We start from the raw sequence: 23,751 nt of genomic DNA on the forward strand, positions 1-23,751 counted from the left end.
CTCTCACCCTCCGGCCTCATCCTGAGGAGGTCACGTCAATGACCGTCTCGAAGGAGGCTCCAGTACGCGCAGGATGATCCTTCGAGACGCAGCTGCGCTGCTCCTCAGGATGAGGCCGGAGGGTTTGGGAGAGAAGGCGTGGATGGCCGGGACAGGCCCGGCCATGACGGGGAGGATGTTCATCCTCTCCCAGGCGGGAGAGGGAGAGGAGTGGCGGGTGTCATTCCTGGCGAGCCGCAGGCGAAGGAAGGGGATCCACGATCAAGCGAGCCGCGAGGGATTCCCCCTCCTCTCCGCTGCGCTCCGGTCGGGAATGACACCGAGGTTGTTCTTCCATTCCAGATGGTTGGGATGAACTCGGTCGTGCCTCGGGGAGGCCTCACGGCCGGTTGAGGCTGAGTTTCTGGAACCCCTTGCCCGAAAGAACCGGCTTCTTGGAGCTCAGCATACGCGAGTTCACGCCCTGCCAGGAAATTTCGCCGGACAACCGTCCGAACTCGATCTTCGGGCACCGGTCCATGACGACCTGCAGGCCCTTCGCCTCTGCCTTGGCAGCGGCATCGTCATTGCGGACGGAAAGCTGCATCCAGAGGACCTTCGGCAGGGGATCGAGAGCCAAAGCCTCGTCGGTGATCGGTCCGGCGGCTTCGGAGTTGCGGAAGATCTCGACCATGTCGATTGGAACGGGTACGTCCTTGAGGGAGGCATAGACCTTTCTCCCGAGAAGCTCGCCGCCCGCCAGACCCGGGTTGATCGGAATCACGTCGTAGCCCCGTTCCAGCAGGTATTTGGTCACGATCCAGCTCGGCCGCGCCGGGTTCTGCGAGGCGCCGACCAGCGCGATCGTCTTCACGCTGTTCAGGATGCCGCGGATGTAATCGTTCGGATAATTGTCGTGGGTCATGGATGGAACGTATGGGATAGGGCAGGGCAGTTCAATGAGCATTTGACGCATGGCTTCGCATCATCCGATCATGACGAAGGACGAGCTGACGGCGTTCCTCGATCGGGAGTTTCCGCAGATGCATGTGGGAGGCCGCAGCTACTTCGTGGACGAGGTCGGGCCGCTCACGGCTCGGATGCGCATGGAATACCACGAACGCCACCTGCGTCCGGGCGGCACCATTTCGGGTCCGGCCATGATGGCGCTGGCGGACCTCGCTCTCTACGCGGCCATTCTCGCCCATATCGGCCCCGTGGCGCTCGCGGTGACCACGAGCCTCAACTTCAATTTCCTGAGAAAGCCGGAGCCGCGCGCGCTCATCGCCGATTGCCGCCTGCTGAAGCTCGGCAAGCGTCTGGCGGTGGGCGATGTGTCGATCACGTCCGAGGGTAGCCCCGACATGGTCTGCCATGCGACCGGGACCTATTCGATCCCGGAGCGTCGTTAGGCCTGGGGCAGCTCAAGCTTTCGGCGGCACAAGCGCATCGTCGATCTCACGGGCCCTCACAGCCGCCGGACGCGAGCTGATGCGCTGCCAATAGGCGTCGAAGGCCGGGCGCTTTTCGAGCGTGCCGAACATCATGCCCCAGCCGATCTGCGAGCCGACATAGACGTCCGCGGCCGTGAAGCGGTCGCCGGCGATGTACTCTGATTGGGTCACGGCATATTCCAAGGCATCGACCACGTTCTCGACGCTGCCATAGCCGATCATGCCACGCCGGTCGGCCGGGACCTCGAAGCCGAAAGCCTTGTTGCTCAAGGCAGCCTCCACCGGGCCGGCCGCAAAGAACATCCAGCGGTAATAGGCGGCCCGGTCCTGGGGCGGCGGAGCAAGCCCGGCATCGGGAAAGGCATCGGCCAGATAGGCGCAGATCGCGGCCGCCTCGGTGACGATCTTTCCCCTATGAAGGATCGCCGGCACCTTCCCCATGGGGTTGATGGCCAGATAGTCCGGCGACTTCATCTCCGGGCCGAAACCGAGAATCTCCGTACGATAGGCACAGCCCGTTTCCTCCAACATCCAGCGTGCGATGCGGCCGCGTGACATGGGATTCGTGAAGAAGATCAGTTCGTCTGTCATCGGGGGCGTCTCCGAATCTGCGGAACGGGATGTGCCGCCAAGGCGAGCATAGTGGTAATCGGTTCAGCGCAAAAGAGATGTGGTATTCAAGGGCCGCATGTGTGGTGTTTTGATACCTTATATATCTTAGCCATTGTTTTGTAAGGCTTTTATGGGAATCGTGCGGTCGAAAATGCTGTTGACTTCGACGCCCGATCTCACTAAACAGCCATCACTCGCCGCCGCATATCGCGGCGGTTTGTCGTTTTCAGAACCTGAGCCATATGGCTCCAACGGGATACAGCGCAATGAAGACTACGACTTCGCTGAAGCCCGCCGAGGTCGAGAAGAAGTGGGTTGTGATCGATGCGAAGGGCCTCGTTGTGGGCCGTCTCGCTTCGGTCGTCGCCATGCGCTTGCGTGGCAAGCACAAGGCGAGCTACACGCCCCACGTCGACTGCGGCGACAACGTCATCGTCATCAACGCCGACAAGGTGGTGTTCACCGGCCGCAAGCGCGAGCAGAAGGTGTACTATCACCACACCGGTTATCCGGGCGGCATCAAGGAGCGCACCGCGAAGTTCATTCTCGACGGCCGCTTCCCTGAGCGTGTGGTCGAGAAGGCTGTGGAGCGCATGCTCCCCCGCGGCCCGCTTTTCCGTCAGATCATGGGCAACCTGCGCGTCTATGGCGGCGCTGAGCATCCGCATACCGCTCAGCAGCCTGAGGTCCTGGACGTTGCTGCCCTCAATGCCAAGAACGTGAGGGCCTAATCCATGGCGACTCTTCAGTCTCTCGCCGATCTGGGCCAGAACGCCCAGGCTGCCGCTCCGGAAGCTCCGAAGCACGTCCAGAAGCTCGACTCGCTCGGCCGCGCCTATGCCACCGGCAAGCGTAAGGACGCAGTGGCCCGCGTGTGGATCAAGCCCGGCTCCGGCAAGATCGTCATCAACGGCCGCTCGGCCGAGGTGTACTTCGCCCGTCCCGTGCTCCGCATGATCCTGGCGCAGCCGCTCCAAATCGTTCAGCGCGAAGGCCAGTACGACATCACCGTCAACGTTGACGGTGGCGGTCTTTCCGGCCAGGCCGGCGCGGTCCGTCACGGCCTCGCCAAGGCGCTGACCTACTATGAGCCGGAGCTTCGCGGCCCGCTCAAGAAGGAAGGCTTCCTGACCCGCGATCCGCGCGTCGTCGAGCGTAAGAAGTACGGCAAGAAGAAGGCCCGCCGCAGCTTCCAGTTCTCGAAGCGCTAAGGCTTATTCAAGCAAATTATTGGAAAGGGCGGTCCTCGGGCCGCCCTTTCTGTTTGCTGGCAAGGCCAGGCTTGTTGACAGGGCGAGCCTTCAACTTCATAAAAGCTACATGATCCAGAGCCTTTTCATCCTCCGACGCCGAATGACCGCCGCCCCGGTGCGCGTGCGTTGACGGCTGTCTGAATGGCCTGACCGCAAGCCGCGCCCGATGCGCGGCTTTTTTGTTTTCCAAGAACCATATTGGCGCTATCGGCTTTGCCTAGAAACAGGCAGCCACAGGTGAATCGGATCGACCATGACGACCATGACCCAGAACTCGGCGGATCTCGACCAGCAGACCAGGACGGTCTTCATCGACGGCGAGGCCGGCACGACGGGCCTCGGCATCCGCGAGCGCCTGAAGGACGTGAACGGCGTCGCCATCCGCAGCATCGATCCCGCGCGGCGCAAGGATCCGGAGGCCAAGCGCGAGATCCTGGCCGATGTGGACCTCGTGGTGCTCTGCCTGCATGACGACGCCGCCCGCGAGACCGTGAGCCTCGTCGACGGTTTGAGCGGCCGGAAGCCCAAGATCCTCGATGCCAGCACGGCGCATCGCGTCGCGCCCGGGTGGGTCTACGGCTTTGCCGAACTCGACCCGGCGCAAGGGGAGGCTGTCGCCGAGGCGGAGCGTGTCGCCAATCCCGGCTGCTACCCGACAGGCGCCATCGCGCTCATTCGTCCCCTCGTGGATGCGGGGCTGGTTCCGGCCGATTACCCGATTAGCGTGAACGCGGTCAGCGGCTATAGCGGCGGCGGGCGATCGATGATCGAGGCCTATGAGGCCGGCACGGCGCCGTCCTTCGAGCTCTACGGACTCGGCTTCGAGCACAAGCATGTGCTCGAGTTGCAGAAATATACCGGCCTGACCCGGCGGCCGATCTTCATTCCCTCCGTTGGCAACTTCCGGCAAGGGATGCTGGTGAGCGTGCCGCTGCATCTCGACCTGCTGCCCGGCAAGCCGAAGGCGGCGGATCTCGAGGCGGCACTCCTGAAGCACTATCAGGACGGCGGCCTCGTCAGTGTCGTGCCGACGATCCGGGAGGCTAAGAAGATCGAGCGGATCGAGCCGGAGGCCCTGAACGACACCAACCGGCTGGAACTCTTCGTGTTCAAGCACGACGGCTACAACCACGCCGTGCTGGTGGCGAGGCTCGACAATCTCGGCAAGGGCGCGTCCGGCGCGGCCGTGCAGAACATCCAGCTGATGCTGGGACTTGCGTAAGGCCTGTCATCACTGGCTGTGTGCTGGTCATGACGCAGAGGAGACGCAACTGGCACTTGCGTGAGCCCTCATCCTGAGGAGGTCGCAGAGCGACCGTCTCGAAGGGCGAGGGCGGTTCCAGAAAGCACTGGACGATCCTTCGAGACGCAGCTGCGCTGCTCCTCAGGATGAGGGCTGTGGGGGTGGCAAGCAGACGTGGATGGCCGGCCTTGTGCCGGCCATGATAGGAGGGGCTGCTAATGCCCCTTCCAGTTCTTGCTGGCTTCGCTCTGGGGGCCTTCGAAGGCGACGAAGCGCTGGCGTTGCTCGCCGAGGCCCTCGATGCCGAGAGACACCGCGTCGCCGGCTTTCAGGAAGCGCTGCGGCTTCATGCCCATGCCGACGCCGGGAGGGGTGCCGGTGGTGATCACGTCGCCGGGCTCCAGGATCATGAAGTGCGAGACATAAGCCACGATCTGCGCCACGTTGAAGATCATGGTCTTGGTCGAGCCGTTCTGCACACGCTCGCCGTTGACGTCGAGCCACATGGAGAGGTTCTGCGGGTCGGGGATCTCGTCCTTGGTGACGAGCCAGGGGCCGAGGGGTCCGAAGGTCGGGCAGCCTTTGCCTTTGGTCCAGGTGCCGCCGCGCTCGGTCTGGAATTCGCGCTCGGACACGTCGTTGCAGACGCAGTAGCCGGCGACGTAATCGAGCGCCTCGTGGGCGCCGACATAAGAGGCCCGTTCGCCGATCACGATGGCGAGTTCAACCTCCCAGTCCGTCTTCTGGGATCCGCGCGGGATGACCACGTCGTCATTGGGCCCGACGATGCAGGACGGAGCCTTGTTGAAGACGATCGGTTCCGCCGGAATGGGCGCTCCCGTCTCGGCCGCATGGTCGGCATAGTTCAGGCCGATGGCGATGAAGTTGCGCACCTGCCCGACGCAGGCACCCAGACGCTGTCCCGACGGGACAACGGGGAGGGTAGCTGGATCGGTCTTGCGAATGCGCTCCAGGGTCTCGGACGACAGGGATGAGCCATTGATGTCCGGGACGATGCCTGACAGGTCCCGAATTTGGCCGCTGGAATCGATCAAGCCCGGCTTCTCCTGTCCAGCGTCCCCAAATCTCACCAGCTTCATCAAGCGCTCCTCTCGTTGCGGCATATGCATAATTGGCGCGAATGCGCCGAGCTACAATGCATGTTCTAGACGCAAATATGTTGCTGTTTTGCCACGAAGGGGAACAAAGTGCCGGATTTCCACCCCATCGTTCGCCGCAGATCAACTCAAGATGAGGGCCGACTATACATCAGTTTACATATGAACGATATGCCCATACTTTCCGCTTATTCAGCGTCAGCAGCGTAAAGTGAAGTAGAAATTCTCGCTTCTGAACCGATTTTAGAAATTATTAATCCCCTGTTCGGTCCTCACGAAAAGATTGCGGCCAAAAATAAGCATTGGCACATTGCCCTTACGGCGGGATTCTCCCGCATAAAAATCATATGGGCAGGAAAACTCCATGGGTCTTCTCTCTCGTTCCTTGTCGCTGGCGGCTGTTTCCGCCGCAGCACTCATCGCCGCTCAGGGCGGTGCACATGCCGGTGCCTTCGCCCTGCGCGAGCAGAGCGCCACGGCGCAAGGGTATTCGTTCGCTGGCGCCGCCTCGGGCTCCGGTTATCTGTCCTCCATGTTCTGGAACCCGGCCGTCATCACGATGATGCCCGGTTGGCAGACCGAGGTGAGTGGCTCTCTGATCATTCCGCGGGTCGATATCAACCCTCTGCCCTCCGTCCCGACTTTCGTGTTCGGCGGCTCGGGCGATATCGGTGAGGACGCTTTCGTCCCTTCGGGATACAGCTCCTTCCAGATCAACGACATGTTCTGGCTCGGTCTCTCCAGCACCTCGCCCTACGGCCTCGTGACCGATCCGCGACAGAACTGGTCCGGTCAGCTCTATTCGCGATCCTCGCGTATCTTCTCCGTGAACGTGAACCCGGTCCTGGGCGTGAAGGTGAACGACTGGTTCTCGTTCGCCGTGGGCCCGTCGCTGCAGTACTTCGACATCCGCCTCAAGAGAGCGGTGCCCTTCCCGGGCGCTCCGGCCGCTTCCGCGACGCTGCCAGGCGCGCCGAGCGGCATCCTCGACGGCGACGACATCGGCTTCGGCTTCACGGCCGGTGTCACGATCACGCCGTTCGCCGGCACGACGATCGGTATCGGCTATCGGTCCCAGGTCGAGCATGAGCTCGAGGGCAGCCTGCAGGCTCCCTTCGGTTCGATCGGCCCCTTCGCCAACCTTCCGATCACCGCGAAGCTGAAGACTCCCGACCAGCTCACGGTCGGCTTTTCGCAGGTGATTACCCCGGCCATCACGATTCATGCCGGCTTCGAGTGGACGAACTGGAGCGTTCTCAAGACGCCTCTCGTGCTCGGCCCCGGCGGCGTGGCCGTCACGGACATTCCGCTCAACTACAAGGACGGGTACTTCTACTCCCTCGGCGCGGACTACAAGCTGAACGATCAGTGGATCCTGCGTGCGGGTCTCGCCTACGAGCAGTCGCCGATCGATACGGAAATCCGCTCCACCCGTCTCCCCGACAACGACCGCATCTGGGCGTCGCTCGGTGCGAGCTACCAGTGGAACGAACAGCTGTCCTTCGACGTGGCTTATACGCACATCTTCACGAAGAATACGAATATCCGCATCCTTCCCGGACATCAGGACTTCGAGGGACTGCCTTATCTCGCGGATGTGGATTCGTCCGTCGATATCATCTCGGCAGGCCTGCGCTATCGTTGGGACAACCCGAAGGTTGCGATCCCGGCCGTTCCGCTCGTTCGCAAGTACTGATCTATCAGGATCCAACAGCAAGAAGGCCGGCAGATCTGCCGGCCTTTCGATTTTTGGGTCTACGTTCTCGCCCATGTCATGGTCGTCCCTGGACTTGATCCGGGGATCAAGTCCCGGCCATCCCGGTGCGACGAGCACTTCTCTTTGGGCGTCGTCTCAAAGCGCCCTTTAAGACTTTTCAAGAACATAGGTTCCCGGTGCCTCGCAGAGCGGTTCCAGTTTGCCGCCCCCTGGTTCCCGCGCAGCGACCATCCTGGGTGCCTGGGCCTTGATCCACTCGAACCAGTAGGGCCACCAGGAGCCCGATGTCTCCGTCGCCCGTTTCACCCAGTCCTCCAATTCCCCCTCGACGGGACCGCCGGTCCAGAACTGGTACTTCGGCTTGCCGGGAGAATTGACGACACCGGCGATATGGCCGGAGCCGGCGAGCACGTAATCGACCGGCCCGCCGAACATCTTCGAGCCGACGAACACGGAGCGGGCCGGAGCGATGTGATCTTCCTTCGTGGCCAGATTGAAGACTGGCACCTTCACCTTCTTCAGGTCCAGCTTCACGCCGGCAAGCTCCATCTCGCCCTTCGCGAGCCTGTTCTCGAGATAGCAGTTGCGCAAGTAGAAGGCGTGGTTCGCCGCGGGCATGCGGGTGGAATCGGCGTTCCAGTAGAGCAGGTCGAACGGGAAGGGGGATTGGCCCTTCATGTAGACGTTGACCACATAGGGCCAGATCAGGTCGTTGGGCCGCAGCATGTTGAACGCATTGGCCATGCGCGAGCCTTCGAGATACCCGCGCTTCTTCATGGTAGCCTCGAGGCTGCGGACCTCTTCCTCGCCGGCGAAGATCTTCAGGTCGCCCGCATGGGTGAAATCCACCTGCGCGGTGAAGAAGGTGGCGCTGTCGATCCGCTTGTCGCGCTTGGCCGCCATGTAGGCGAGGGTGGTCGCGAGCAGCGTCCCGCCGACGCAATAGCCGATGGCCGTCACCTTCTTCTCACCGGTTGCCTGTTCGATGGCGTCGAGCGCAGCGAAGATGCCGTCGACCATGTAGTGCTCGAAGCCCTTCTCGGCATGCTGCTCGGCCGGATTGACCCAGGAGATGCAGAAGACGGTGAGACCCTGCGAGACCGCCCACCGGATGAAGCTCTTCTCCGGATTGAGGTCCAGAATGTAGAACTTGTTGATCCAGGGCGGCACGATCAGCAGCGGCCGCTTGAGGACTTTCTCCGTCGCGGGAGCATATTGGATCAGCTCCATCAGATCGTTGCGGAAGATCACCTTGCCCGGCGTGGTGGCGATGTTCACGCCCACCTTGAACCGGCTCGTGTCCGATTGCCTGATCTTCAGCTCGCCGCCGCCGGCCTCGATGTCCTCCGCCAGCATGCTCATGCCGCGCACGAGATTGGCCCCGTTCTCCTTGAGGGTCTCGCGGATCAGCTCCGGGTTGGTCAGGAGGAAGTTGGACGGCGAGAGCGCGCTCGATAGCTGCTTCAGATAGAAATGGGCCTTGTGCCGCGTGCGCTCATCGAGTCCTTCGGCATTCTCGACGAGATCCTCCGCCCATCGGGACGAGATGAGATAGGCCTGTTTCAGGAAATCGAAGATGGGGTTCTCGGACCATTCCGGGTCCTTGAAGCGGTTGTCCCTGGGTTCGGGCTCGGCCACAGGCGCGACGGGCTCACCCTGCGCACGTTGCAGCGTCGAAGCCCACAGGGACAGGAATTGCGTTCCGAGGCGGGACTGGGCCTCGAAGCTCTTCTGCGGATCGCTCATCCAGACCTCGGCCACCCGACCGAAGGATTTGATGGCTTCCGCAGCGTCGCTTGGAAGTTCAGGCGGAGCCTGACCTTCCTGGACGGGCTTGAGATACGCGGCTGCGGCCTTGCCGGCTCCCTCGATGAAGCGCGCCACGTTACGGGAGAGTTCCTCGAAGTCCGGGACGGGGCTCTGAGTCTTCTCCTCACCGTATGGCTTGTCCATAGGGCGATCTCCCTCTATCGCAGCAGCATTGCTCGCAAGCCGCATTTCCGACATCCTAACGTTCGAGCCGTCGAGTATGCCAGAGCCATGTTGCAGATCTTAGGTATCACAATGCGTATGAAGCCCTTTCCGATCCCCTCCGCCGTGGCCGTGACGATGCTTGTTGCCGGCTGCAATGGCAGCTTCAATCCCGTCCGGGATGTGGCAACCGCCGTGGGGGCGGGTCCGCAGACGGCCGCCAGCCAGGATTTCGTTGTTCAGTCCAGGCCGACGAACCTGGAATACATGCCGATCGGAACGCCTGCCCCGGATCGCCAGACCCCGGCGAGGACGGCCGACCAGATCAAGGCCGCCGAAGCGGAGCTCGACGCCCTGCGCGCCCGGAACGAGGCAGCCGGAGCGGCGGCCGCCGAACTTGGCAAAACACCGCCGCCCGAGCCGATCAAGCTCCCGGCCAACACGCCGCAGCAGACGCGCCAGAAGACGAATTCCAAGAGAACGCCCTAGCGCATCGTGCGGAAAAGTGGATACGGTTTTCCGCGAAGAATGATGCGCCATTTAATAATTTGAGCATCGGATCAATCCCAAAAGTGGGACCCACTTTTGGGTCCGATGCTTTGGAACCTATACCGGAATCCCGTAATTCCGCCCGAGGACGAGCCCCATGCCTGACTTTTACCGGATTAAGCGCCTCCCTCCCTACGTCTTCGAGCAGGTCAACCGCATCAAGGCCGCAGCCCGGGCCAACGGCGCCGACATCATCGACCTCGGGATGGGCAATCCGGACCTTCAGGCCCCCCAGCATGTGATCGACAAGCTCGTCGAGACCGTGGGCAAGCCGCGCACGGACCGCTACTCCGCCTCCAAGGGCATCGGCGGGCTGCGCCGCGCCCAGGCCGGCTATTACGAGCGCCGCTTCGGCGTGAAGCTCAACCCCGACACACAGGTGGTGGCAACGCTGGGCTCCAAGGAAGGCTTCGCCAACATGGCCCAGGCGATCACCGAGCCGGGAGACGTGATCCTGGTGCCGAACCCGAGCTACCCGATCCATGCCTTCGGGTTCCTGATGGCGGGCGGCGTCATCCGGTCGGTTCCGGCCGAGCCGACGCCCGACTTCTTCGTCGCGGCCGAGCGGGCCGTGGCTCATTCGATCCCGAAGCCTGTCGCTCTCGTCGTGTGCTATCCGTCGAACCCGACCGCCTATGTGGCCTCCCTCGACTTCTACCGGGATCTCGTCGCCTTCGCGAAGAAGCACGAGCTGATCCTCCTGTCGGATCTGGCCTATTCGGAGGTCTATTTCGACGAATCGAACCCGCCGCCCTCCATCCTGCAGGTGCCCGGCGCCATCGACGTGGCGGTGGAGTTCACCTCCATGTCGAAGACCTTCTCCATGGCCGGCTGGCGCATCGGCTTCGCAGTCGGCAACGAGCGCCTGCTGGCGGCTCTGGCCCGGGTGAAGTCCTATCTCGATTACGGCGCCTTCACGCCGGTCCAGGTGGCAGCCACGGCCGCTCTCAACGGGCCGGACGACTGCATCCGCGAGATGCGCGCCACCTACAAGCGCCGCCGTGACGTGATGGTCGAGTCCTTCGCCAAGGCCGGCTGGGACGTTCCCGTGCCGACCGCCTCCATGTTCGCCTGGGTGCAGATCCCGGAGAAGTTTCGGTCCATGGGCAGCCTGGAGTTTTCCAAGCTCCTGGTGGAGAAGGCCGATGTGGCGGTGGCGCCCGGCATCGGCTTCGGCGAGCACGGCGACGAGTTTGTGCGCATCGCCCTTGTGGAAAACGAGCAGCGCATCCGCCAGGCGGCGCGCAACATCCGCAAGTTCTTCGACACTGCCGACCAGACGCTCCACAACGTGGTGCCGATGGCGCGCCGGGGCTGATCCCCGCCGGGGCGGAATCCACCAGGATTCCGCGTCCGCATGGACAGGACACCTTGGCGGTCGTAAAAGCAGCCCGACATTTTTGAGGAGCTGTTGTTCGTGACACGTCCCCTTAGGGTCGGCATTGCCGGTCTCGGCACCGTCGGCGCATCGGTCATTCGCATTCTCGACCGGCAGAACGAGTCTGTCGCCCAGCGTGGCGGGCGGCCGGTCGAGGTCGTTGCCATTTCGGCCCGAGACAGGAGCAAGGATCGGGGCTTCGACCTCTCCCGCTTCACATGGTTCGACAGCCCGGTCGAGCTGGCGCGCGCAGCGGACGTGGATTGCGTGGTCGAGCTGGTCGGCGGTGCGGACGGGGCGGCCCTCGAGACGGTGCGGGCGGCCCTGTCGCTCGGCAAGCACGTGGTCACGGCCAACAAGGCGCTGCTCGCCAAGCACGGTCTCGAGCTGGCGAAACTGGCGGAAGGGAAGGGCGTATCTCTGGCCTTCGAAGCGTCCGTCGCCGGCGGCATTCCGATCATCAAGACCCTGCGTGAGGCCTTGCCGGCCAACCGGATTTCCCGCCTCTACGGAATTCTCAACGGCACCTGCAACTACATCCTCTCGCGCATGGAACTGGAGGGGCTGACCTTCGCCGAATGCCTGAAGGACGCGCAGCGTCTCGGCTATGCCGAGGCCGATCCGACCTTTGACGTCGAGGGCTTCGACACGGCCCACAAGCTCGCGATCCTCACCAGCCTGGCCTTCGGCACCGAGATCGATGCGGATGCGATTTATGTGGAGGGCATTTCCTCCATCACGCCACTCGACCTCGCCATGGCCAAGGAGCTGGGCTTCCGCATCAAGCTCCTGGGCGTCGCCGAGCGCACCAAGACGGGCATCGAGCAGCGCGTGCACCCCACCATGGTGCCCCGGACCTCGTCCATTGCCCAAGTGATGGGCGTGACCAATGCCGTGACCATCGACGCCGACGCGGTGCGGGAACTGACGCTCATCGGGCCGGGAGCAGGCGGCGATGCCACCGCCTCCGCCGTCGTGGCCGACATTGCCGACGTCGCCACCGGCAATGTGCAACCGCTCTTCGGCACTCCGACGGATCGCCTGGAGAAGGCGGCCCGCGCGCCCATGCAGCGCCACGAGGGCGGCTATTACATTCGCCTGACGGTCCATGACCGGCCGGGTGTCGCCGCAGGCGTGGCGACCCGCATGGCGGAGGCCGACATCTCCCTGGAGAGCATCCTGCAGAAGCGCTCGGAAGTCGCCGCGACGCAGGATCCGCATGGCCGCTCGGGCGCGCCGGTTTCGCTTGTGCTGATCACCTATGCGGCCACTGAGGCTTCGATCCGCTCGGCCCTGGAAAAGATTTCGGGGGATGGTCTTATCGCCGAGCCGCCCCAAGTCATTCGCATCGAACGCGAGTAATCTACGATCGGTCCATTCCGGACCCCGACGATCACAAAGGGAGACGACAAGTCCATGTCGCAAGGCATTACCGTCCAACCGGGCCAAATCATCGAGCGCATCCTGACCCTGGAGCTCGTCCGCGTCACCGAGCGCGCGGCGGTGGCCTCCGCCAGGCTGCGCGGCCGCGGCAACGAAAAGGCCGCCGACCAGGCCGCCGTGGATGCCATGCGCCGCGAGCTGAACAAGCTTCCCATCGACGGCACGGTGGTGATCGGCGAGGGCGAGCGCGACGAGGCGCCCATGCTCTTCATCGGCGAGAAGGTCGGCAACAAGCAGGGCCCGAAGGTGGATATCGCCGTCGACCCGCTGGAAGGCACCACGCTCTGCGCCAAGGACATGCCGGGCTCCATCGCCGTGATGGCCATGGCCGAGGCCGGAACCCTGCTGGCGGCTCCCGACGTCTACATGCACAAGATCGCCGTCGGCCCGGGCTACCCCACCGGCGTGGTCGATCTCGATGCCTCTCCGGAAGAGAACCTGCACAGCCTCGCCAAGGCGAAGGGCGTGAAGGTGAACGAGCTGACCGCTCTGGTGCTCGATCGTCCGCGTCACGCGGATCTGATCGCTGCCATCCGCAAGACGGGGGCCGGCGTCCGCCTGATCTCGGACGGCGACGTGGCGGGCGTGATCTTTACCACGAAGCCTGCCGAAACCGGCATCGACATCTATCTCGGTATCGGCGCCGCCCCCGAGGGCGTGCTGGCGGCCGGAGCGCTGCGTTGCATCGGCGGCCAGATGCAGGCCCGCCTGATCCTCGACACCGAGGAGAAGCGCTCCCGCGCCCTCCAGATGGGCGTGACCGATCCGAACAAGAAGTACGACATGACGGACCTCGCCCGCGGGGACGTGATCGTGGCGGCGACCGGCGTGACCGACAGTGCGCTGACCCGAGGTGTCCACTTCGGCAAGGAAGTGATCACCACCGAGACGGTGGTCTATCGTTCCGCCACCGGCACCGTTCGCCGCATCTACGGCGAGCACCGGGAGTTGGCGAAGTTCCACCTGGATTAAGCGCGTCAAGGTCCATACGATCATCCACATCGCGTTATGGCCGGGCTTGTCCCGGCCATCCACGTTTCAGGTCCGGAGAGCGCATGGCGATGGAGCAGGCAGGGAAAGCACCTATGATCGAAATCCGCCCCTTCACCGCGGACGACCGGAATGCCTGGGAACCTCTCTGGCAGGGCTACCTGACGTTCTACAAATCATCCGTGCCGCCAGAGGTTACGGATGCGACGTGGTGCCGGTTCCTCGATCCCGCGCAGCCGATCCATGGTCTCGCAGCGGTTCTCGATGGGCAGATCGTCGGCATCGTGCACTACCTCTATCACCGCTCCACCTGGACGACGGCCGATTACTGCTACCTGCAGGATCTGTTCACGGCCGAGGAGGCGCGAGGCCGAGGGGTGGCGCGCGCGCTGATCGAGGCCGTGTACGAGAAGGCGAGCGCCCATGGCGCGGCCCGGGTCTACTGGCTGACCCATGAGACCAACACGACCGCCCAGGCGCTCTACGACAAGGTCGCGGCACGCAGCGGCTTCATCCAGTATCGGCATTTGCTGGGGTGATGTTCTTCGCCACGACGTCATCACCGGCCTTGTGCCGGTGATCCCGATTCCGAAAGGCGCCGAGTCTCACCTTATTGGGATGGCCGGCACAAGGCCGGCCATGACATGCGAGAAGCCGCTGGGATACTTTGCCAGGATGCTTTGACCACAATTCGCGGATAAGACTCGCCGTGTGACCGAATCATCTCCTCTCCTCCTGCCGAAACCCTTTCTCGGCGTCACCAATTCCGCCCTCGGGCGCACCTGGGTCGAGCGCTGCGATGCCACCCAGGGGACGATTGCGCTCGCCATCGCCCAGACCCACGGCCTGCCGGATGTCCTCTCCCGGGTGCTGGCCGGACGGGGCGTGGGGCTTCACGATACGGAAGGTTTCCTGAACCCGCGCCTGCGGGATCTCATGCCCGACCCGCATGTGCTCACCGACATGGAGGCCGCGGCTTCCCGACTGGCCGATGCCGTCCTGCGCAACGAGAAGGTGGCGATCTTCGGCGATTACGACGTGGACGGCGCCTGCAGCGCGGCCCTGCTCGCCGAATATCTGCGAGCCTGCGGACTGGAATACGCGATCCACATTCCAGACCGGATCACGGAGGGCTATGGCCCGAATGTCGATGCCATCCGGGCGCTGAAGCAGCAGGGCGCCGACATTCTCGTGACCGTCGATTGCGGCACGGCCAGCATCGAACCCCTGGCCGAAGCCAAGCGCCTGGGTCTCGACCCCGTCGTCCTCGACCACCACCAGGCCCCGGAGCAATTGCCTGAGGCGCTCGCCGTCGTGAACCCGAACCGGCAGGACGATCTCTCGGGCCTGGGCCATCTGTGTGCGGCCGGCGTGGTGTTCCTGTTCCTCGTCGCCTTGAACCGGACCCTTCGCTCCCGCGGCTTCTTCCAGGGACGGGCCGAACCGGACCTGATGGGAAGCCTCGATCTCGTCGCCCTTGCGACCGTGGCCGACGTGGTTCCGCTCATCGGGCTCAACCGGGCCTTCGTGCGCCAGGGCCTCGCCATCATGAAGAGCCGCCGCCGGGTGGGGCTGGCGGCACTGCTCGACGCAGCCGGACTCGCCGGGGCACCGGAAAGCTGGCATCTCGGGTATCTCGTCGGGCCGCGCATCAACGCGGGCGGCCGCATCGGCGATGCTGCCTTGGGCTCGCGGCTCCTGCTGACGGAAGATCCCGTGCAGGCTGGGCGGCTTGCCGCCGAACTCGACAGGCTCAACCGCGAACGTCAGGCCATCGAGGTCGTGGCCGTCGCCGAGGCCGAAGCGCAGGCCATGATGGCTCTCGAGCGCGTCCCGGACATGCCCGTTCTCGTGACGGCTTCCGCCGAATGGCATCCGGGCGTCGTCGGCCTGATCTCCGCCCGGACCAAGGAGCGGTTCCGCCGCCCGTCCTTCGCCTTCACGCTGAACCCGGACGGCACGGCGACCGGCTCCGGCCGTTCCGTGCCGGGTGTGGACCTGGGTTATGCGGTCCGCGCGGCCGTCGAAGCGGGGATTGCCATCAAAGGCGGCGGTCACACCATGGCGGCCGGCGTGACGATCCGGGCGGTCGATCTGGAGCGTTTCCTCGGCTTCGTCACCGAGAAGCTGACCGAGCCGGTGAGCACCATGCGCCTCACGGACAACTTCGCCATCGACGCGACCCTGACGGCCGCCGGCGCCCAGCCTGCCGTGGTCACGGCGCTGGAGCGGGCAGGGCCCTTCGGCCAGGGGCAGCCCGAGCCCGTCTTCGCCTTTGCGCAGCATCGCCTGATCGAGGCGCGCGAGGTGGGCAGCGGTGGTCATATGCGCGTGAAGCTCAGGGGCGGCGACGGCAGCTTCATCGGCGGCATCGCCTTCCGGACGGCGGGCCAACCCCTCGGAATCGCCCTGTCTCAGGCCATCGGCAACACGCTCCACGTAGCCGGTACGCTTTCCATCGACCGTTGGGGCGGCAACGAGAAGGTCGAGGTTCGCATCGTGGATGCCGCGAGGCCGGAATAATTCCAATCAGGTGCTTGCGATGCATCACGAACCAATCTATAGGTTCGCCCACTTCGGAGGCACTGCCCCGAACAACAGCGCGCCCTTCGTCTATCGGTTAGGACATCTGCCTTTCACGCAGGAAAGAGGGGTTCGACTCCCCTAGGGCGCGCCACTCTCCACTCCCGCAAATTCAGTTCTCTTGGGCCTCGCGAAGTATTCGTCGGGGTCTCGAAGGTTCGATAGTTTCGGCGTCAGGCCAAGGCAGCGTTCAGGCTGGGTTGCCCTTGATCTTGGTGACCATTTCCCAATTGTTGCCGGCGGCGATGAGACAGGCTTTGCCGTCTGGCATCGTCATCACCATGGTCCAGGTTCCGCCCGACGAGGCGAAGACTTCGAGCACCTGTCCGGGCTGGGCGAGGCCTATGCCGACCGGATCTTCCTTGTATTGGTCTGCAAGCAGCTTCACGAGCTGTTCGCGCGGGCCACAGGACGTCTGCGCAGCGGCCGGCGTTATTCCAAACGCGGCGATCGCGCCGATGAGAATGGCTGAATCGAGAGGGCGACGGATCATGACAAGTCCCTGACGGTTGACCCGCTATTACCCTTGGCGTGCCAATCAACGCGCGCTCGGGAAAAAAGCTCCATGGCTCGATCGGCCGGTCTTTCGCCGTCTCACGATAGGCGTCACGCTTTCGAAAAATACGTGTATAGGATAAGCGCAGGTACCCGATTGAACCTGCCGCCCGCAGGGGCGTTCTTACCGCCAAACATCCTTCTGAAGCTTGATCCCATGCCCCGTTATTTCTTCAACATCCGAGACGGCTACGACGTCGATGAAGACGAGGAGGGAATCGAGCTCCCCGACCTCGAGGCGGCCCGCGCCGAGGCATTGGCCACGGTCGAGGAACTGCGGGATGAGCTGGCCGATGCGGGCAATATCGAACTCGAGATCACCGACGAGACGGGGCGGCGCCTTCTGACCGTCCCGTTCTTCCGCGGCGGGCAGGGCGGACGCCGCCGTTAAGGTAGCCGTCAAGGAAAGGCCCGGCGCGAGGCCGGGCCCTGATTGGCGAAGAGACGAGACTGATCAGCAATCCGTCTTCTTCTTGGTGGTCGTGTCGCCGAACTCGTCCGTCTTCTGCTTGGTTTCGGTGGTGCAGCCCACGGACCCCGTAGTCGTGGTGACCGAGGTGGACGACGTCGTGCTCGGCTCCGTCTTGCGCTCGATGGTCGTCTGGCTGCCCAGGATTCCCTCTTCCTTCTTGATGGTCGTGGTCGTGTCCTGGGCGAAGGCGGCCGTGCTGAGAAGCGAGGCCGCAAGAATCAGTATTGTCTTCCTCATCGTGAACTCCTTGAACAAGCATTTCCCCCTGAGAACGGCTTTCGCTCCCAGCGGTTCCTGCTCAGGTCGATTCGATGAGTTCAGGCGGCTTGCAGGTTTTGCCAGGCTTGCGCGAAATTCCGGGCATTCCGGCCGATCTCCTCGATCGCCATGGCGGGCGTGAAGAGGGCGGAACCCAGACCGAATCCGTTGGCGCCGGCATCCACGTAAGGCTTCATGTTGTCTGGCTTGATGCCACCGACCGGCAGGACGAGCGCATCCTTCGGCAGGACGGCCCTCCAGGCCTTGACGACCGTGGGCGGAATGGCTTCGGCCGGGAAGATCTTGATGGCGTCCGCTCCAGCCTTGAGGGCCGCGAAGGCCTCCGTCGGGGTCGCAACGCCCGGAGTGCAGAGAAGGCGGTTCGTTTTGGCGGACCGGATCACATCGAGGTCCGCATGGGGCATGACGATGAGTTTGCCGCCCACATCGTGGACGCCGACGACCTGCTCGGGCTCCAGGACGGTCCCCGCTCCTACGAGCACGTTCTTGGGCATCGTTCTGGCGAGGATCTCGATGCTGCGGAAGGGCTCGGGCGAGTTCAAGGGGACCTCGATGACCCGAAAGCCGGCCTCGACCAGGGCAAAGCCTACAGCTTCGGCATTTTCGGGCTTCAGCCCACGCAGAATGGCGACCAGAGGAAGATCCGTCAGGTAATCCCGCAGCACAACAGCACCTCCAATCTCGTCGCGAAAAGCAGCTGTCCCCAGAAGCGTTTCGGACAGGCCGGTACTAGTTGGCAAAGGGCGAGGCCGGTTTCAACCTTTTGCCGCGTGCGGAGGAAGAAATCGCACCAGATAGGAAACGGCACTGCGTAGTGTGTCTCGACCGTCTGCGCTGTGTTCGATGAACCAGTCTTCGAGCGCCGCATCCGGGTAGAGTTCCTCGACGCCCGCGAAGAACTGCATGAGCTTGAGTGAATCGAACCCGAGAGAGTGGGTCAACGACATGTCCATGCCGACTGAGCTCCTGCAATTCTCGTCAAGGGATCTGCAAAGCGCCGAAATGCTGTCGGCGACATCCGTCTCCGAAAGAAGATTCACTGGTCTTGGCCCCGTAAAAAGTGACGCAGAGTTATACTCGAGCTTAAGGGCGACACAACAATGAAACGATATAAAAATGTGAGCAACGACTGAACTCATGCACCCTTCATGAAATATAGTAACGATTAATTGTGGCCCGACTGTGGATCGAAGTGCAGCTCCCGGGCGCCGTGCCTCGGGCGGTTGAGGCAGACGGCTGTAGCGCCGCCTCATTCCTTATGTGGAATTGCAACGCTTGTGCATCGTAGGATAGAGACCTGACGATCTGTTGTCGGGCCTGTAACGTTCCTTGGGCCCTGTGCGAGCCGAACCATGAAGCCGCCCTCGAAGCTGCTCAGCCGCAGCGTCAAACCTGCCCTCGACCGGATCGACCTGATGATCCTCGACGCGCTCCGCGATCATGGGCGCATCACCTACCAGGCCTTGTCCGAACGTGTCGGGCTCTCGGCACGCCCCTGTCTCGAGCGTGTGAGGCGCCTTGAACAGAAGGGGGTGATCCGCGGCTACACGGCGTTGATCGAGCCTTCCGCCCTCGGGCACGACATCATCGCACTTGCCGGGATCAGCATGCGCGATCCCTCCACCGGAACCCGGCAGCGGCTGGAGCGGGCTTTGACAGCAAATCCTGCTGTGATCGAACTCCAGGTCGTCAACGGTGAGTACGACTATACAGCCCGGATCGTGGCTCCGACCCTGGCGGCGTACGAGGCCCTGACCGAAGCCTATCTTGCCGATCCCGGGTTCGGAATCGGGCGTATCCACACGACCTTCGTGTTGAAGACCCTCAAGGATTTCGAGGGCTACCCGGTGCCCGATCGCCCGGATTGAGCGCCGGCACCTGACCGGACGACAGAAACGGCTGTCGCGTGGCGGGAATTCAGCTTCAATCGAAGCGGGATGCTCCTAAGCTTATCCATGGAGGATCCCATGGATTTCATTGCTCTCGAACGATCGGTCACCGCTGCCAATTACGATCCTTTGCCCGTCGTCCTGCGGGAGGCGAAGGGTGTCTGGGCCACCGATACGGAAGGCCGGCGCTATCTCGACATGATGAGCGCCTATTCGGCGGTCAGCCTCGGCCATGGCCACCCGCGCATCCTGAAGGCGATGATGGAGCAGGCCTCGAAGCTCGCCGTCACCAGCCGCGCCTACCACACGGAACTGCTCGGTCCCTTCCTGGAGCGCCTCGTCCAGATCACCGGCCTCGATATGGCGCTTCCCATGAACACCGGAGCCGAAGCCGTCGAGACGGCCATCAAGGCCGCCCGGCGCTGGGGCTACATGAGGAAGAAGATCGCCAAGGACCAGGCGGAGATCATCGTCGCCGACAACAACTTCCATGGCCGCACGACCACCATCGTGGGCTTCTCCTCCGACGAATCCTATCGCGAGGGCTTCGGTCCCTTCGCGGGCGGCTTCAAGCTGGTCTCGTTCGGCGATGCCGACGCGGTCGAGAAGGCCATCACAGGCAACACCTGCGCGGTTCTGATCGAGCCGATTCAGGGCGAAGCGGGCATCGTGGTGCCGCCGGAAGGATACCTGAAAGACCTGCGCGCCATCTGCGACAGGCACAACGTGCTGCTGATTCTCGACGAGGTGCAGTCGGGCCTCGGCCGCACGGGCCGCTGGTTCGCCCACCAGCATGAGAGCATCAAGCCGGACGGCCTGATCCTCGGCAAGGCCCTGGGCGGCGGCGTCTATCCGGTTTCGGCTTTCGTGGGGACGCACGACGTCATGGACGTCTTCAATCCCGGCTCCCACGGCTCGACCTTCGGAGGCAACGCCCTGGCGGCCAGGATCGGCCTGGAGACCCTTGCGGTGATCGAGGAGGAGCATCTCGTCGAGCGGAGCGCGGAAATGGGCGGCTACCTCCAGAACCGCTTGCGTGCCATGCGCAGCAACATCGTGAAGGACGTGCGCGGCCGCGGCCTGTGGGTCGGCGTCGAGGTCGATGCCAACGTAGCCTCCGCCCGTTCCATTTGCGATGCGCTGCTCCAGAACGGCGTTCTCTCGAAGGATACCCACGGGACGGTGCTGCGCTTCGCACCGCCTCTCACCATCACCCGCGATGAGATCGACTGGGGGATGGAGCGGATCGAGCGGGTTTTCGCCCGCGCCGTCCATTGATGCAGGGGAATTCCATCGATGGCACAGAACCTTAAGAAGATAAACGAGCCTGCCGGTCGCGAGCAGAGCCTGGAGGCTTACCAGCCGTTGTCCGGCATGGTGGTTCCCCGTTTCGCCGGCATCTCGACCTTCATGCGGCTGCCCTATCTTGCGCCCACCCAGGGTCCCGGCGAGATCGACATCGCCATTCTCGGCATACCGTTCGACGGAGCCACCACCAACCGTCCCGGAACCCGCCTTGGGCCGCGGCAGGTGCGCGAGGCGTCGTCGCTCATGCGCCTGGTCAATTACGGAACCCTGGTTGCGCCTTACGAACTCTGCGCCTGTGCTGATGTGGGCGATGTTCCGGTCAATCCCATCGACGTGCAGGACACGCTCCGCCGCATCGAGGCCGAAATCTCCTATCTCCATCAGGGCGGCGTGACGCCTCTCTCCATCGGCGGCGATCACATCGTGTCCTATCCGATCTTGCGTGCGCTCGCCGCGAAGAGCGGCCCCGTGGGCATGATCCATGTGGATGCGCACAGCGATACGGGCGACACCTATTTCGGCGGCCAGAAGCTCACCCATGGCACGCCGTTCCGTCGGGCCATCGAGGACGGCGTGCTCGATCCCAAGCGCACGGTGCAGATCGGGATCCGGGGGCACATGTATGCCGCCGACGAGCGTGAATGGGCCCTCGACCAGGGCATTCGCATCATCGACATGGAAGAGGTGGTGGAGAAGGGCATTCCTTATGCGATCGCCGAGGCTCGCCGGATCGTCGGGATGGACCCGGCCTATTTCACCTTCGACATCGATTCCATCGATCCCGCCTTCGCACCGGGCACCGGAACACCTGAGATCGGCGGCTTCACGAGCCGTGAGGCACTGCAGCTCGTTCGCGGCTTCCGGCACCTGAACCTGATCGGCGCCGACATGGTCGAAGTGTCCCCGCCGCTTGATCAGTCCGGCGGTACCGCCCTGGTCGGAGCGTCCATCGCATTCGAACTCCTCTGCCTGCTGGCGGAGGCGAGGGCGGAGCGCGTCTCGACGGAGGCGCGGCTGAACGTGGTCTAGCCCTCACCTTTCGGCCAACCAACCACTCACCACGTCATCACCGGCCTTGTGCCGGTGATCTCGACTGGAAAAACACAGCGCCTCACAGAAGCGAGATGGCCGGGGCAGGCCCGGTCATGACATGCGGGAGGACGCCTCTAAGAAGGCGGACGCTGGCGCATGCATTGCTGCGCCGCCCGGGAGACCCGCGTGTTCTCTTCCTCGGCTGCCTTGTTGGCGAGAAGCCTTTGCCAGAGGCCGCGCTCCGGGACCTGCTGCAGAATGCAGGAGCAGACCGATGGGCACAGGGCCGGGTCGCCGTTCTGCATCAGGCAGATCTGCCGACAGGCCGCCGTCGGCGCTGGACCCACGATCTGTGCGACGCCGAAAAGAATCCCGAGCAAGACGATCTGGTGCGTCAGGTAGATCGGCAGGCTCTTGCGCCCGCCCCAAATGAGGATCCTGAAAACCGGATTGCCGGCGCGCCAGCGCGCGAGGGCGAGCATCTTCTGCCGGGCCAGCAGCCATTTTCCGGCCGCAACGCCGATCAGAACGAGGCCGAACCATGGAAAGATCGGCACATAATCGTTCGTGACCGGATCGGCGGCCCCAAGGCCGAGCCAATCGAGCCAAGGCGCGTCGAGAGCCGGGCTCGTGAAAAACCATGGGCCGAGCAGGAAGAACGCGGCGGCGCAAACTGTGAGGGCCGGGGGCCGTCGCAGGAAGGGCAGAGCCAGCACGCTCGAGACGGCGATGCAGTGCAGAATGCCGAAGAAGATATAGCTTTCAGGGAAAGCAAAGTAGGTTGCCAGGGTCACGGCCAAAGCCGCCCCGCCAACCCTTATGAGGCGTTTCAGAAAAGGGATCCGCCGAAAGCCCCGGGCGTGGGCGAGGGCAAGGCCGAAGCCCGCGAGCATCAGAAACGAGCCGGCAATCCCGCGCGCGAACCAGCGCCACGCCGGGACCTGGAGAATGTTGGTTCCGATCAGCTGCAGGAAGCTCAGGTCCCAGCTGAAATGATAGAGGATCATCGCGGCTATCGCGAGCCCACGGGCGACATCGACGGCATCCCAGCGCTGGGAGGCGGTGCGGGCTTGGGGCAAGGTGGCGGTCAAGTGTACTGTCTCATGGGTAACGGCATTCCCTCACAGCCTGTCGGCCTTATGTGAGTGACATGACCGAGAGCCTTGCTGAATCAATCGCCACATTACAGGACTTGATTCAAGATGCCCGGATCGTTGCCGGATTCACGGGGGCGGGCATTTCGACGGAGAGCGGCATTCCCGATTTCCGGTCCCCGGACAGTCCCTGGATGCGCCACAAGCCGATCTCCTTCGATCTTTTCCTGCGAAGTGCCGAGGCGCGCCTGGAGGCATGGCGGCGGAAATTCGCCATGGACGATCTCTATCGGGGTGCGCGACCGAGCATGGGGCATCTTGGTTTCGCATCCCTTGTGGCGAGCGGTCGGATGCCCGCCGTCATAACCCAGAACATCGACGGGCTCCATCAGGCCTCGGGCCTTGGCGAGGATCAGGTCATCGAGCTGCATGGCAATGGCACCTATGCCAAGTGCCTGTCCTGCGGCCGCCGCCATGAGCTCGACTGGGTGAGGCGGTGTATCGATGCGGATGGCGAACCGCCCGGCTGCCGGATCTGCGGGGGGATTCTCAAGTCGGCGACCATTTCCTTCGGACAGACCATGCCCGAAGGACCAATGCGCCAGGCCCAGCGCTTGGCGGCGTCATGCGACCTCTTCCTGGTCGCAGGCTCCTCCCTGGTCGTCTATCCGGCGGCGGCTTTTCCGGCCTTCGCCAAGGAGAACGGGGCGCGGCTCGTGATCGTCAATCGGGAGCCGACACCCCTCGATGAGGCCGCCGATCTCGTGATCCATGGGGAGATCGGATCGGTCTTCTCAGTATTTGTGTCGTAACTTCAAGAACATGGAGGTTG

General features: G+C 63.5%; 25 protein-coding genes and 1 tRNA gene. 17 read left to right on the forward strand and 9 right to left on the reverse strand.

The features are described 5' to 3' along the window. Positions 1–379: 379 nt before the first annotated feature. The gene (locus AB4097_RS07235) at positions 380–904 is read right to left on the reverse strand and encodes a CoA-binding protein (RefSeq protein WP_442037952.1); all 525 of its coding nucleotides are present in this window, start codon (positions 902–904) and stop codon (positions 380–382) included. 49 nt (positions 905–953) lie between these two features. On the opposite strand from AB4097_RS07235, the gene AB4097_RS07240 reads away from it, so the two are divergent. Continuing rightward, positions 954–1,391 carry a PaaI family thioesterase gene (locus AB4097_RS07240; protein WP_442037954.1) on the forward strand — a complete coding sequence of 146 codons (438 nt, stop codon included), beginning with the start codon at positions 954–956 and terminating at the stop codon, positions 1,389–1,391. Between the two features lie 12 nt (positions 1,392–1,403). On the opposite strand, the gene AB4097_RS07245 is transcribed toward AB4097_RS07240, so the two are convergent. Continuing rightward, positions 1,404–2,024, reverse strand: coding sequence for a glutathione S-transferase family protein (locus AB4097_RS07245; RefSeq protein ID WP_442037956.1), 621 nt, complete (start codon positions 2,022–2,024; stop codon positions 1,404–1,406). Positions 2,025–2,311: 287 nt separating this feature from the next. On the opposite strand from AB4097_RS07245, the gene rplM reads away from it, so the two are divergent. The 3 genes from rplM (at position 2,312) to argC (ending at position 4,520) form a co-directional block, all read left to right on the forward strand. Next, positions 2,312–2,776 (forward strand): 50S ribosomal protein L13, encoded by a 465-nt coding sequence (rplM, locus tag AB4097_RS07250; RefSeq protein WP_442037958.1) that lies wholly within the window; start codon positions 2,312–2,314, stop codon positions 2,774–2,776. 3 nt (positions 2,777–2,779) lie between these two features. Further along, positions 2,780–3,256, forward strand: coding sequence for a 30S ribosomal protein S9 (gene rpsI / locus AB4097_RS07255; RefSeq protein ID WP_262030947.1), 477 nt, complete (start codon positions 2,780–2,782; stop codon positions 3,254–3,256). Between the two features lie 295 nt (positions 3,257–3,551). Next, positions 3,552–4,520: an N-acetyl-gamma-glutamyl-phosphate reductase gene (gene argC, locus AB4097_RS07260; protein WP_442037960.1), complete on the forward strand. Its 969-nt coding sequence runs from the start codon at positions 3,552–3,554 to the stop codon at positions 4,518–4,520. Between the two features lie 236 nt (positions 4,521–4,756). On the opposite strand, the gene AB4097_RS07265 is transcribed toward argC, so the two are convergent. Then, complete coding sequence (locus tag AB4097_RS07265) at positions 4,757–5,641, reverse strand: fumarylacetoacetate hydrolase family protein (RefSeq protein ID WP_442037962.1); 885 nt, start codon at positions 5,639–5,641, stop codon at positions 4,757–4,759. Between the two features lie 382 nt (positions 5,642–6,023). On the opposite strand from AB4097_RS07265, the gene AB4097_RS07270 reads away from it, so the two are divergent. After that, positions 6,024–7,355 carry an OmpP1/FadL family transporter gene (locus tag AB4097_RS07270; protein ID WP_442037964.1) on the forward strand — a complete coding sequence of 444 codons (1,332 nt, stop codon included), beginning with the start codon at positions 6,024–6,026 and terminating at the stop codon, positions 7,353–7,355. Positions 7,356–7,523: 168 nt separating this feature from the next. Here AB4097_RS07270 and AB4097_RS07275 read toward each other — a convergent pair whose 3' ends face one another. Further along, entirely contained in the window at positions 7,524–9,329 is a 1,806-nt protein-coding gene (locus AB4097_RS07275) for a PHA/PHB synthase family protein (protein ID WP_442037966.1), read from the reverse strand. 111 nt (positions 9,330–9,440) lie between these two features. Between AB4097_RS07275 and AB4097_RS07280 the strand changes: the two genes are divergently transcribed. The 7 genes from AB4097_RS07280 to AB4097_RS07310 all read left to right on the forward strand — a co-directional run bounded on the left by AB4097_RS07280 (position 9,441) and on the right by AB4097_RS07310 (position 16,384). After that, the gene (locus tag AB4097_RS07280) at positions 9,441–9,836 is read left to right on the forward strand and encodes a hypothetical protein (protein ID WP_442037968.1); all 396 of its coding nucleotides are present in this window, start codon (positions 9,441–9,443) and stop codon (positions 9,834–9,836) included. Between the two features lie 157 nt (positions 9,837–9,993). Continuing rightward, positions 9,994–11,214 (forward strand): LL-diaminopimelate aminotransferase, encoded by a 1,221-nt coding sequence (locus AB4097_RS07285; protein WP_442037970.1) that lies wholly within the window; start codon positions 9,994–9,996, stop codon positions 11,212–11,214. 99 nt (positions 11,215–11,313) lie between these two features. Then, the gene (locus AB4097_RS07290) at positions 11,314–12,636 is read left to right on the forward strand and encodes a homoserine dehydrogenase (RefSeq protein ID WP_442037972.1); all 1,323 of its coding nucleotides are present in this window, start codon (positions 11,314–11,316) and stop codon (positions 12,634–12,636) included. Between the two features lie 54 nt (positions 12,637–12,690). After that, on the forward strand, positions 12,691–13,689 hold the full coding sequence (glpX, locus tag AB4097_RS07295) for a class II fructose-bisphosphatase (RefSeq protein WP_442037974.1): 999 nt from the start codon (positions 12,691–12,693) through the stop codon (positions 13,687–13,689). 113 nt (positions 13,690–13,802) lie between these two features. Then, positions 13,803–14,246: a GNAT family N-acetyltransferase gene (locus AB4097_RS07300; protein ID WP_442037976.1), complete on the forward strand. Its 444-nt coding sequence runs from the start codon at positions 13,803–13,805 to the stop codon at positions 14,244–14,246. Between the two features lie 172 nt (positions 14,247–14,418). Continuing rightward, the gene (gene recJ, locus AB4097_RS07305; protein ID WP_442037978.1) at positions 14,419–16,230 is read left to right on the forward strand and encodes a single-stranded-DNA-specific exonuclease RecJ; all 1,812 of its coding nucleotides are present in this window, start codon (positions 14,419–14,421) and stop codon (positions 16,228–16,230) included. Positions 16,231–16,309: 79 nt separating this feature from the next. Further along, a tRNA-Glu gene (locus tag AB4097_RS07310) sits at positions 16,310–16,384 on the forward strand. A 96-nt stretch (positions 16,385–16,480) separates the two neighbouring features. Here the strand turns inward: AB4097_RS07310 and AB4097_RS07315 are convergent. Next, positions 16,481–16,783: a hypothetical protein gene (locus AB4097_RS07315; protein ID WP_442037980.1), complete on the reverse strand. Its 303-nt coding sequence runs from the start codon at positions 16,781–16,783 to the stop codon at positions 16,481–16,483. A 219-nt stretch (positions 16,784–17,002) separates the two neighbouring features. Here AB4097_RS07315 and AB4097_RS07320 point away from each other — a divergent pair, with 219 nt between their 5' ends. Beyond that, a complete protein-coding gene (locus AB4097_RS07320) occupies positions 17,003–17,236 on the forward strand; it encodes a DUF6894 family protein (RefSeq protein WP_099508000.1) in 234 nt (77 codons plus the stop codon). A 63-nt stretch (positions 17,237–17,299) separates the two neighbouring features. Here AB4097_RS07320 and AB4097_RS07325 read toward each other — a convergent pair whose 3' ends face one another. From AB4097_RS07325 to AB4097_RS07335, 3 genes are all read right to left on the reverse strand, one after another. Continuing rightward, on the reverse strand, positions 17,300–17,554 hold the full coding sequence (locus AB4097_RS07325) for a hypothetical protein (protein ID WP_442037982.1): 255 nt from the start codon (positions 17,552–17,554) through the stop codon (positions 17,300–17,302). A gap of 80 nt (positions 17,555–17,634) precedes the next feature. Next, the gene (locus AB4097_RS07330) at positions 17,635–18,261 is read right to left on the reverse strand and encodes a 2-dehydro-3-deoxy-6-phosphogalactonate aldolase (protein WP_442037984.1); all 627 of its coding nucleotides are present in this window, start codon (positions 18,259–18,261) and stop codon (positions 17,635–17,637) included. Between the two features lie 90 nt (positions 18,262–18,351). Further along, complete coding sequence (locus AB4097_RS07335; protein WP_442037986.1) at positions 18,352–18,549, reverse strand: hypothetical protein; 198 nt, start codon at positions 18,547–18,549, stop codon at positions 18,352–18,354. A gap of 399 nt (positions 18,550–18,948) precedes the next feature. On the opposite strand from AB4097_RS07335, the gene AB4097_RS07340 reads away from it, so the two are divergent. The 3 genes from AB4097_RS07340 (at position 18,949) to speB (ending at position 21,822) form a co-directional block, all read left to right on the forward strand. Further along, on the forward strand, positions 18,949–19,464 hold the full coding sequence (locus AB4097_RS07340; protein WP_442037988.1) for an Lrp/AsnC family transcriptional regulator: 516 nt from the start codon (positions 18,949–18,951) through the stop codon (positions 19,462–19,464). 99 nt (positions 19,465–19,563) lie between these two features. Continuing rightward, positions 19,564–20,763, forward strand: a complete 1,200-nt coding sequence (rocD, locus tag AB4097_RS07345; RefSeq protein ID WP_442037990.1) for an ornithine--oxo-acid transaminase — start codon at positions 19,564–19,566, stop codon at positions 20,761–20,763. An 18-nt stretch (positions 20,764–20,781) separates the two neighbouring features. Further along, positions 20,782–21,822, forward strand: a complete 1,041-nt coding sequence (gene speB / locus AB4097_RS07350) for an agmatinase (RefSeq protein WP_442037992.1) — start codon at positions 20,782–20,784, stop codon at positions 21,820–21,822. 137 nt (positions 21,823–21,959) lie between these two features. On the opposite strand, the gene AB4097_RS07355 is transcribed toward speB, so the two are convergent. Then, positions 21,960–22,916 carry a DUF1624 domain-containing protein gene (locus AB4097_RS07355; RefSeq protein ID WP_442037994.1) on the reverse strand — a complete coding sequence of 319 codons (957 nt, stop codon included), beginning with the start codon at positions 22,914–22,916 and terminating at the stop codon, positions 21,960–21,962. A 59-nt stretch (positions 22,917–22,975) separates the two neighbouring features. Between AB4097_RS07355 and AB4097_RS07360 the strand changes: the two genes are divergently transcribed. Then, complete coding sequence (locus AB4097_RS07360; protein WP_442037996.1) at positions 22,976–23,731, forward strand: SIR2 family NAD-dependent protein deacylase; 756 nt, start codon at positions 22,976–22,978, stop codon at positions 23,729–23,731. Positions 23,732–23,751: the final 20 nt, after the last annotated feature.

Origin of the sequence: Microvirga sp. 2MCAF35 (assembly GCF_052115545.1) — a bacterium.
Lineage (GTDB): Bacteria > Pseudomonadota > Alphaproteobacteria > Rhizobiales > Beijerinckiaceae > Microvirga.

What these genes read in the sequence shown, in the direction of transcription:
- rocD (WP_442037990.1), top strand. Translation starts at nt 19,564, where the DNA reads ATGGATTTCATTGCTCTCGAACGATCGGTCACCGCTGCCAATTACGAT.
- AB4097_RS07320 (WP_099508000.1), top strand. Translation starts at nt 17,003, where the DNA reads ATGCCCCGTTATTTCTTCAACATCCGAGACGGCTACGACGTCGATGAA.
- AB4097_RS07275 (WP_442037966.1), bottom strand. Translation starts at nt 9,329, where the DNA reads ATGGACAAGCCATACGGTGAGGAGAAGACTCAGAGCCCCGTCCCGGAC.
- speB (WP_442037992.1), top strand. Translation starts at nt 20,782, where the DNA reads ATGGCACAGAACCTTAAGAAGATAAACGAGCCTGCCGGTCGCGAGCAG.
- glpX (WP_442037974.1), top strand. Translation starts at nt 12,691, where the DNA reads ATGTCGCAAGGCATTACCGTCCAACCGGGCCAAATCATCGAGCGCATC.
- AB4097_RS07325 (WP_442037982.1), bottom strand. Translation starts at nt 17,554, where the DNA reads ATGAGGAAGACAATACTGATTCTTGCGGCCTCGCTTCTCAGCACGGCC.
- AB4097_RS07245 (WP_442037956.1), bottom strand. Translation starts at nt 2,024, where the DNA reads ATGACAGACGAACTGATCTTCTTCACGAATCCCATGTCACGCGGCCGC.
- AB4097_RS07265 (WP_442037962.1), bottom strand. Translation starts at nt 5,641, where the DNA reads ATGAAGCTGGTGAGATTTGGGGACGCTGGACAGGAGAAGCCGGGCTTG.
- AB4097_RS07280 (WP_442037968.1), top strand. Translation starts at nt 9,441, where the DNA reads ATGCGTATGAAGCCCTTTCCGATCCCCTCCGCCGTGGCCGTGACGATG.
- AB4097_RS07315 (WP_442037980.1), bottom strand. Translation starts at nt 16,783, where the DNA reads ATGATCCGTCGCCCTCTCGATTCAGCCATTCTCATCGGCGCGATCGCC.
- AB4097_RS07235 (WP_442037952.1), bottom strand. Translation starts at nt 904, where the DNA reads ATGACCCACGACAATTATCCGAACGATTACATCCGCGGCATCCTGAAC.
- AB4097_RS07300 (WP_442037976.1), top strand. Translation starts at nt 13,803, where the DNA reads ATGATCGAAATCCGCCCCTTCACCGCGGACGACCGGAATGCCTGGGAA.
- AB4097_RS07285 (WP_442037970.1), top strand. Translation starts at nt 9,994, where the DNA reads ATGCCTGACTTTTACCGGATTAAGCGCCTCCCTCCCTACGTCTTCGAG.
- rplM (WP_442037958.1), top strand. Translation starts at nt 2,312, where the DNA reads ATGAAGACTACGACTTCGCTGAAGCCCGCCGAGGTCGAGAAGAAGTGG.
- AB4097_RS07360 (WP_442037996.1), top strand. Translation starts at nt 22,976, where the DNA reads ATGACCGAGAGCCTTGCTGAATCAATCGCCACATTACAGGACTTGATT.
- argC (WP_442037960.1), top strand. Translation starts at nt 3,552, where the DNA reads ATGACGACCATGACCCAGAACTCGGCGGATCTCGACCAGCAGACCAGG.
- AB4097_RS07340 (WP_442037988.1), top strand. Translation starts at nt 18,949, where the DNA reads ATGAAGCCGCCCTCGAAGCTGCTCAGCCGCAGCGTCAAACCTGCCCTC.
- rpsI (WP_262030947.1), top strand. Translation starts at nt 2,780, where the DNA reads ATGGCGACTCTTCAGTCTCTCGCCGATCTGGGCCAGAACGCCCAGGCT.
- AB4097_RS07270 (WP_442037964.1), top strand. Translation starts at nt 6,024, where the DNA reads ATGGGTCTTCTCTCTCGTTCCTTGTCGCTGGCGGCTGTTTCCGCCGCA.
- AB4097_RS07240 (WP_442037954.1), top strand. Translation starts at nt 954, where the DNA reads ATGGCTTCGCATCATCCGATCATGACGAAGGACGAGCTGACGGCGTTC.
- AB4097_RS07335 (WP_442037986.1), bottom strand. Translation starts at nt 18,549, where the DNA reads ATGGACATGTCGTTGACCCACTCTCTCGGGTTCGATTCACTCAAGCTC.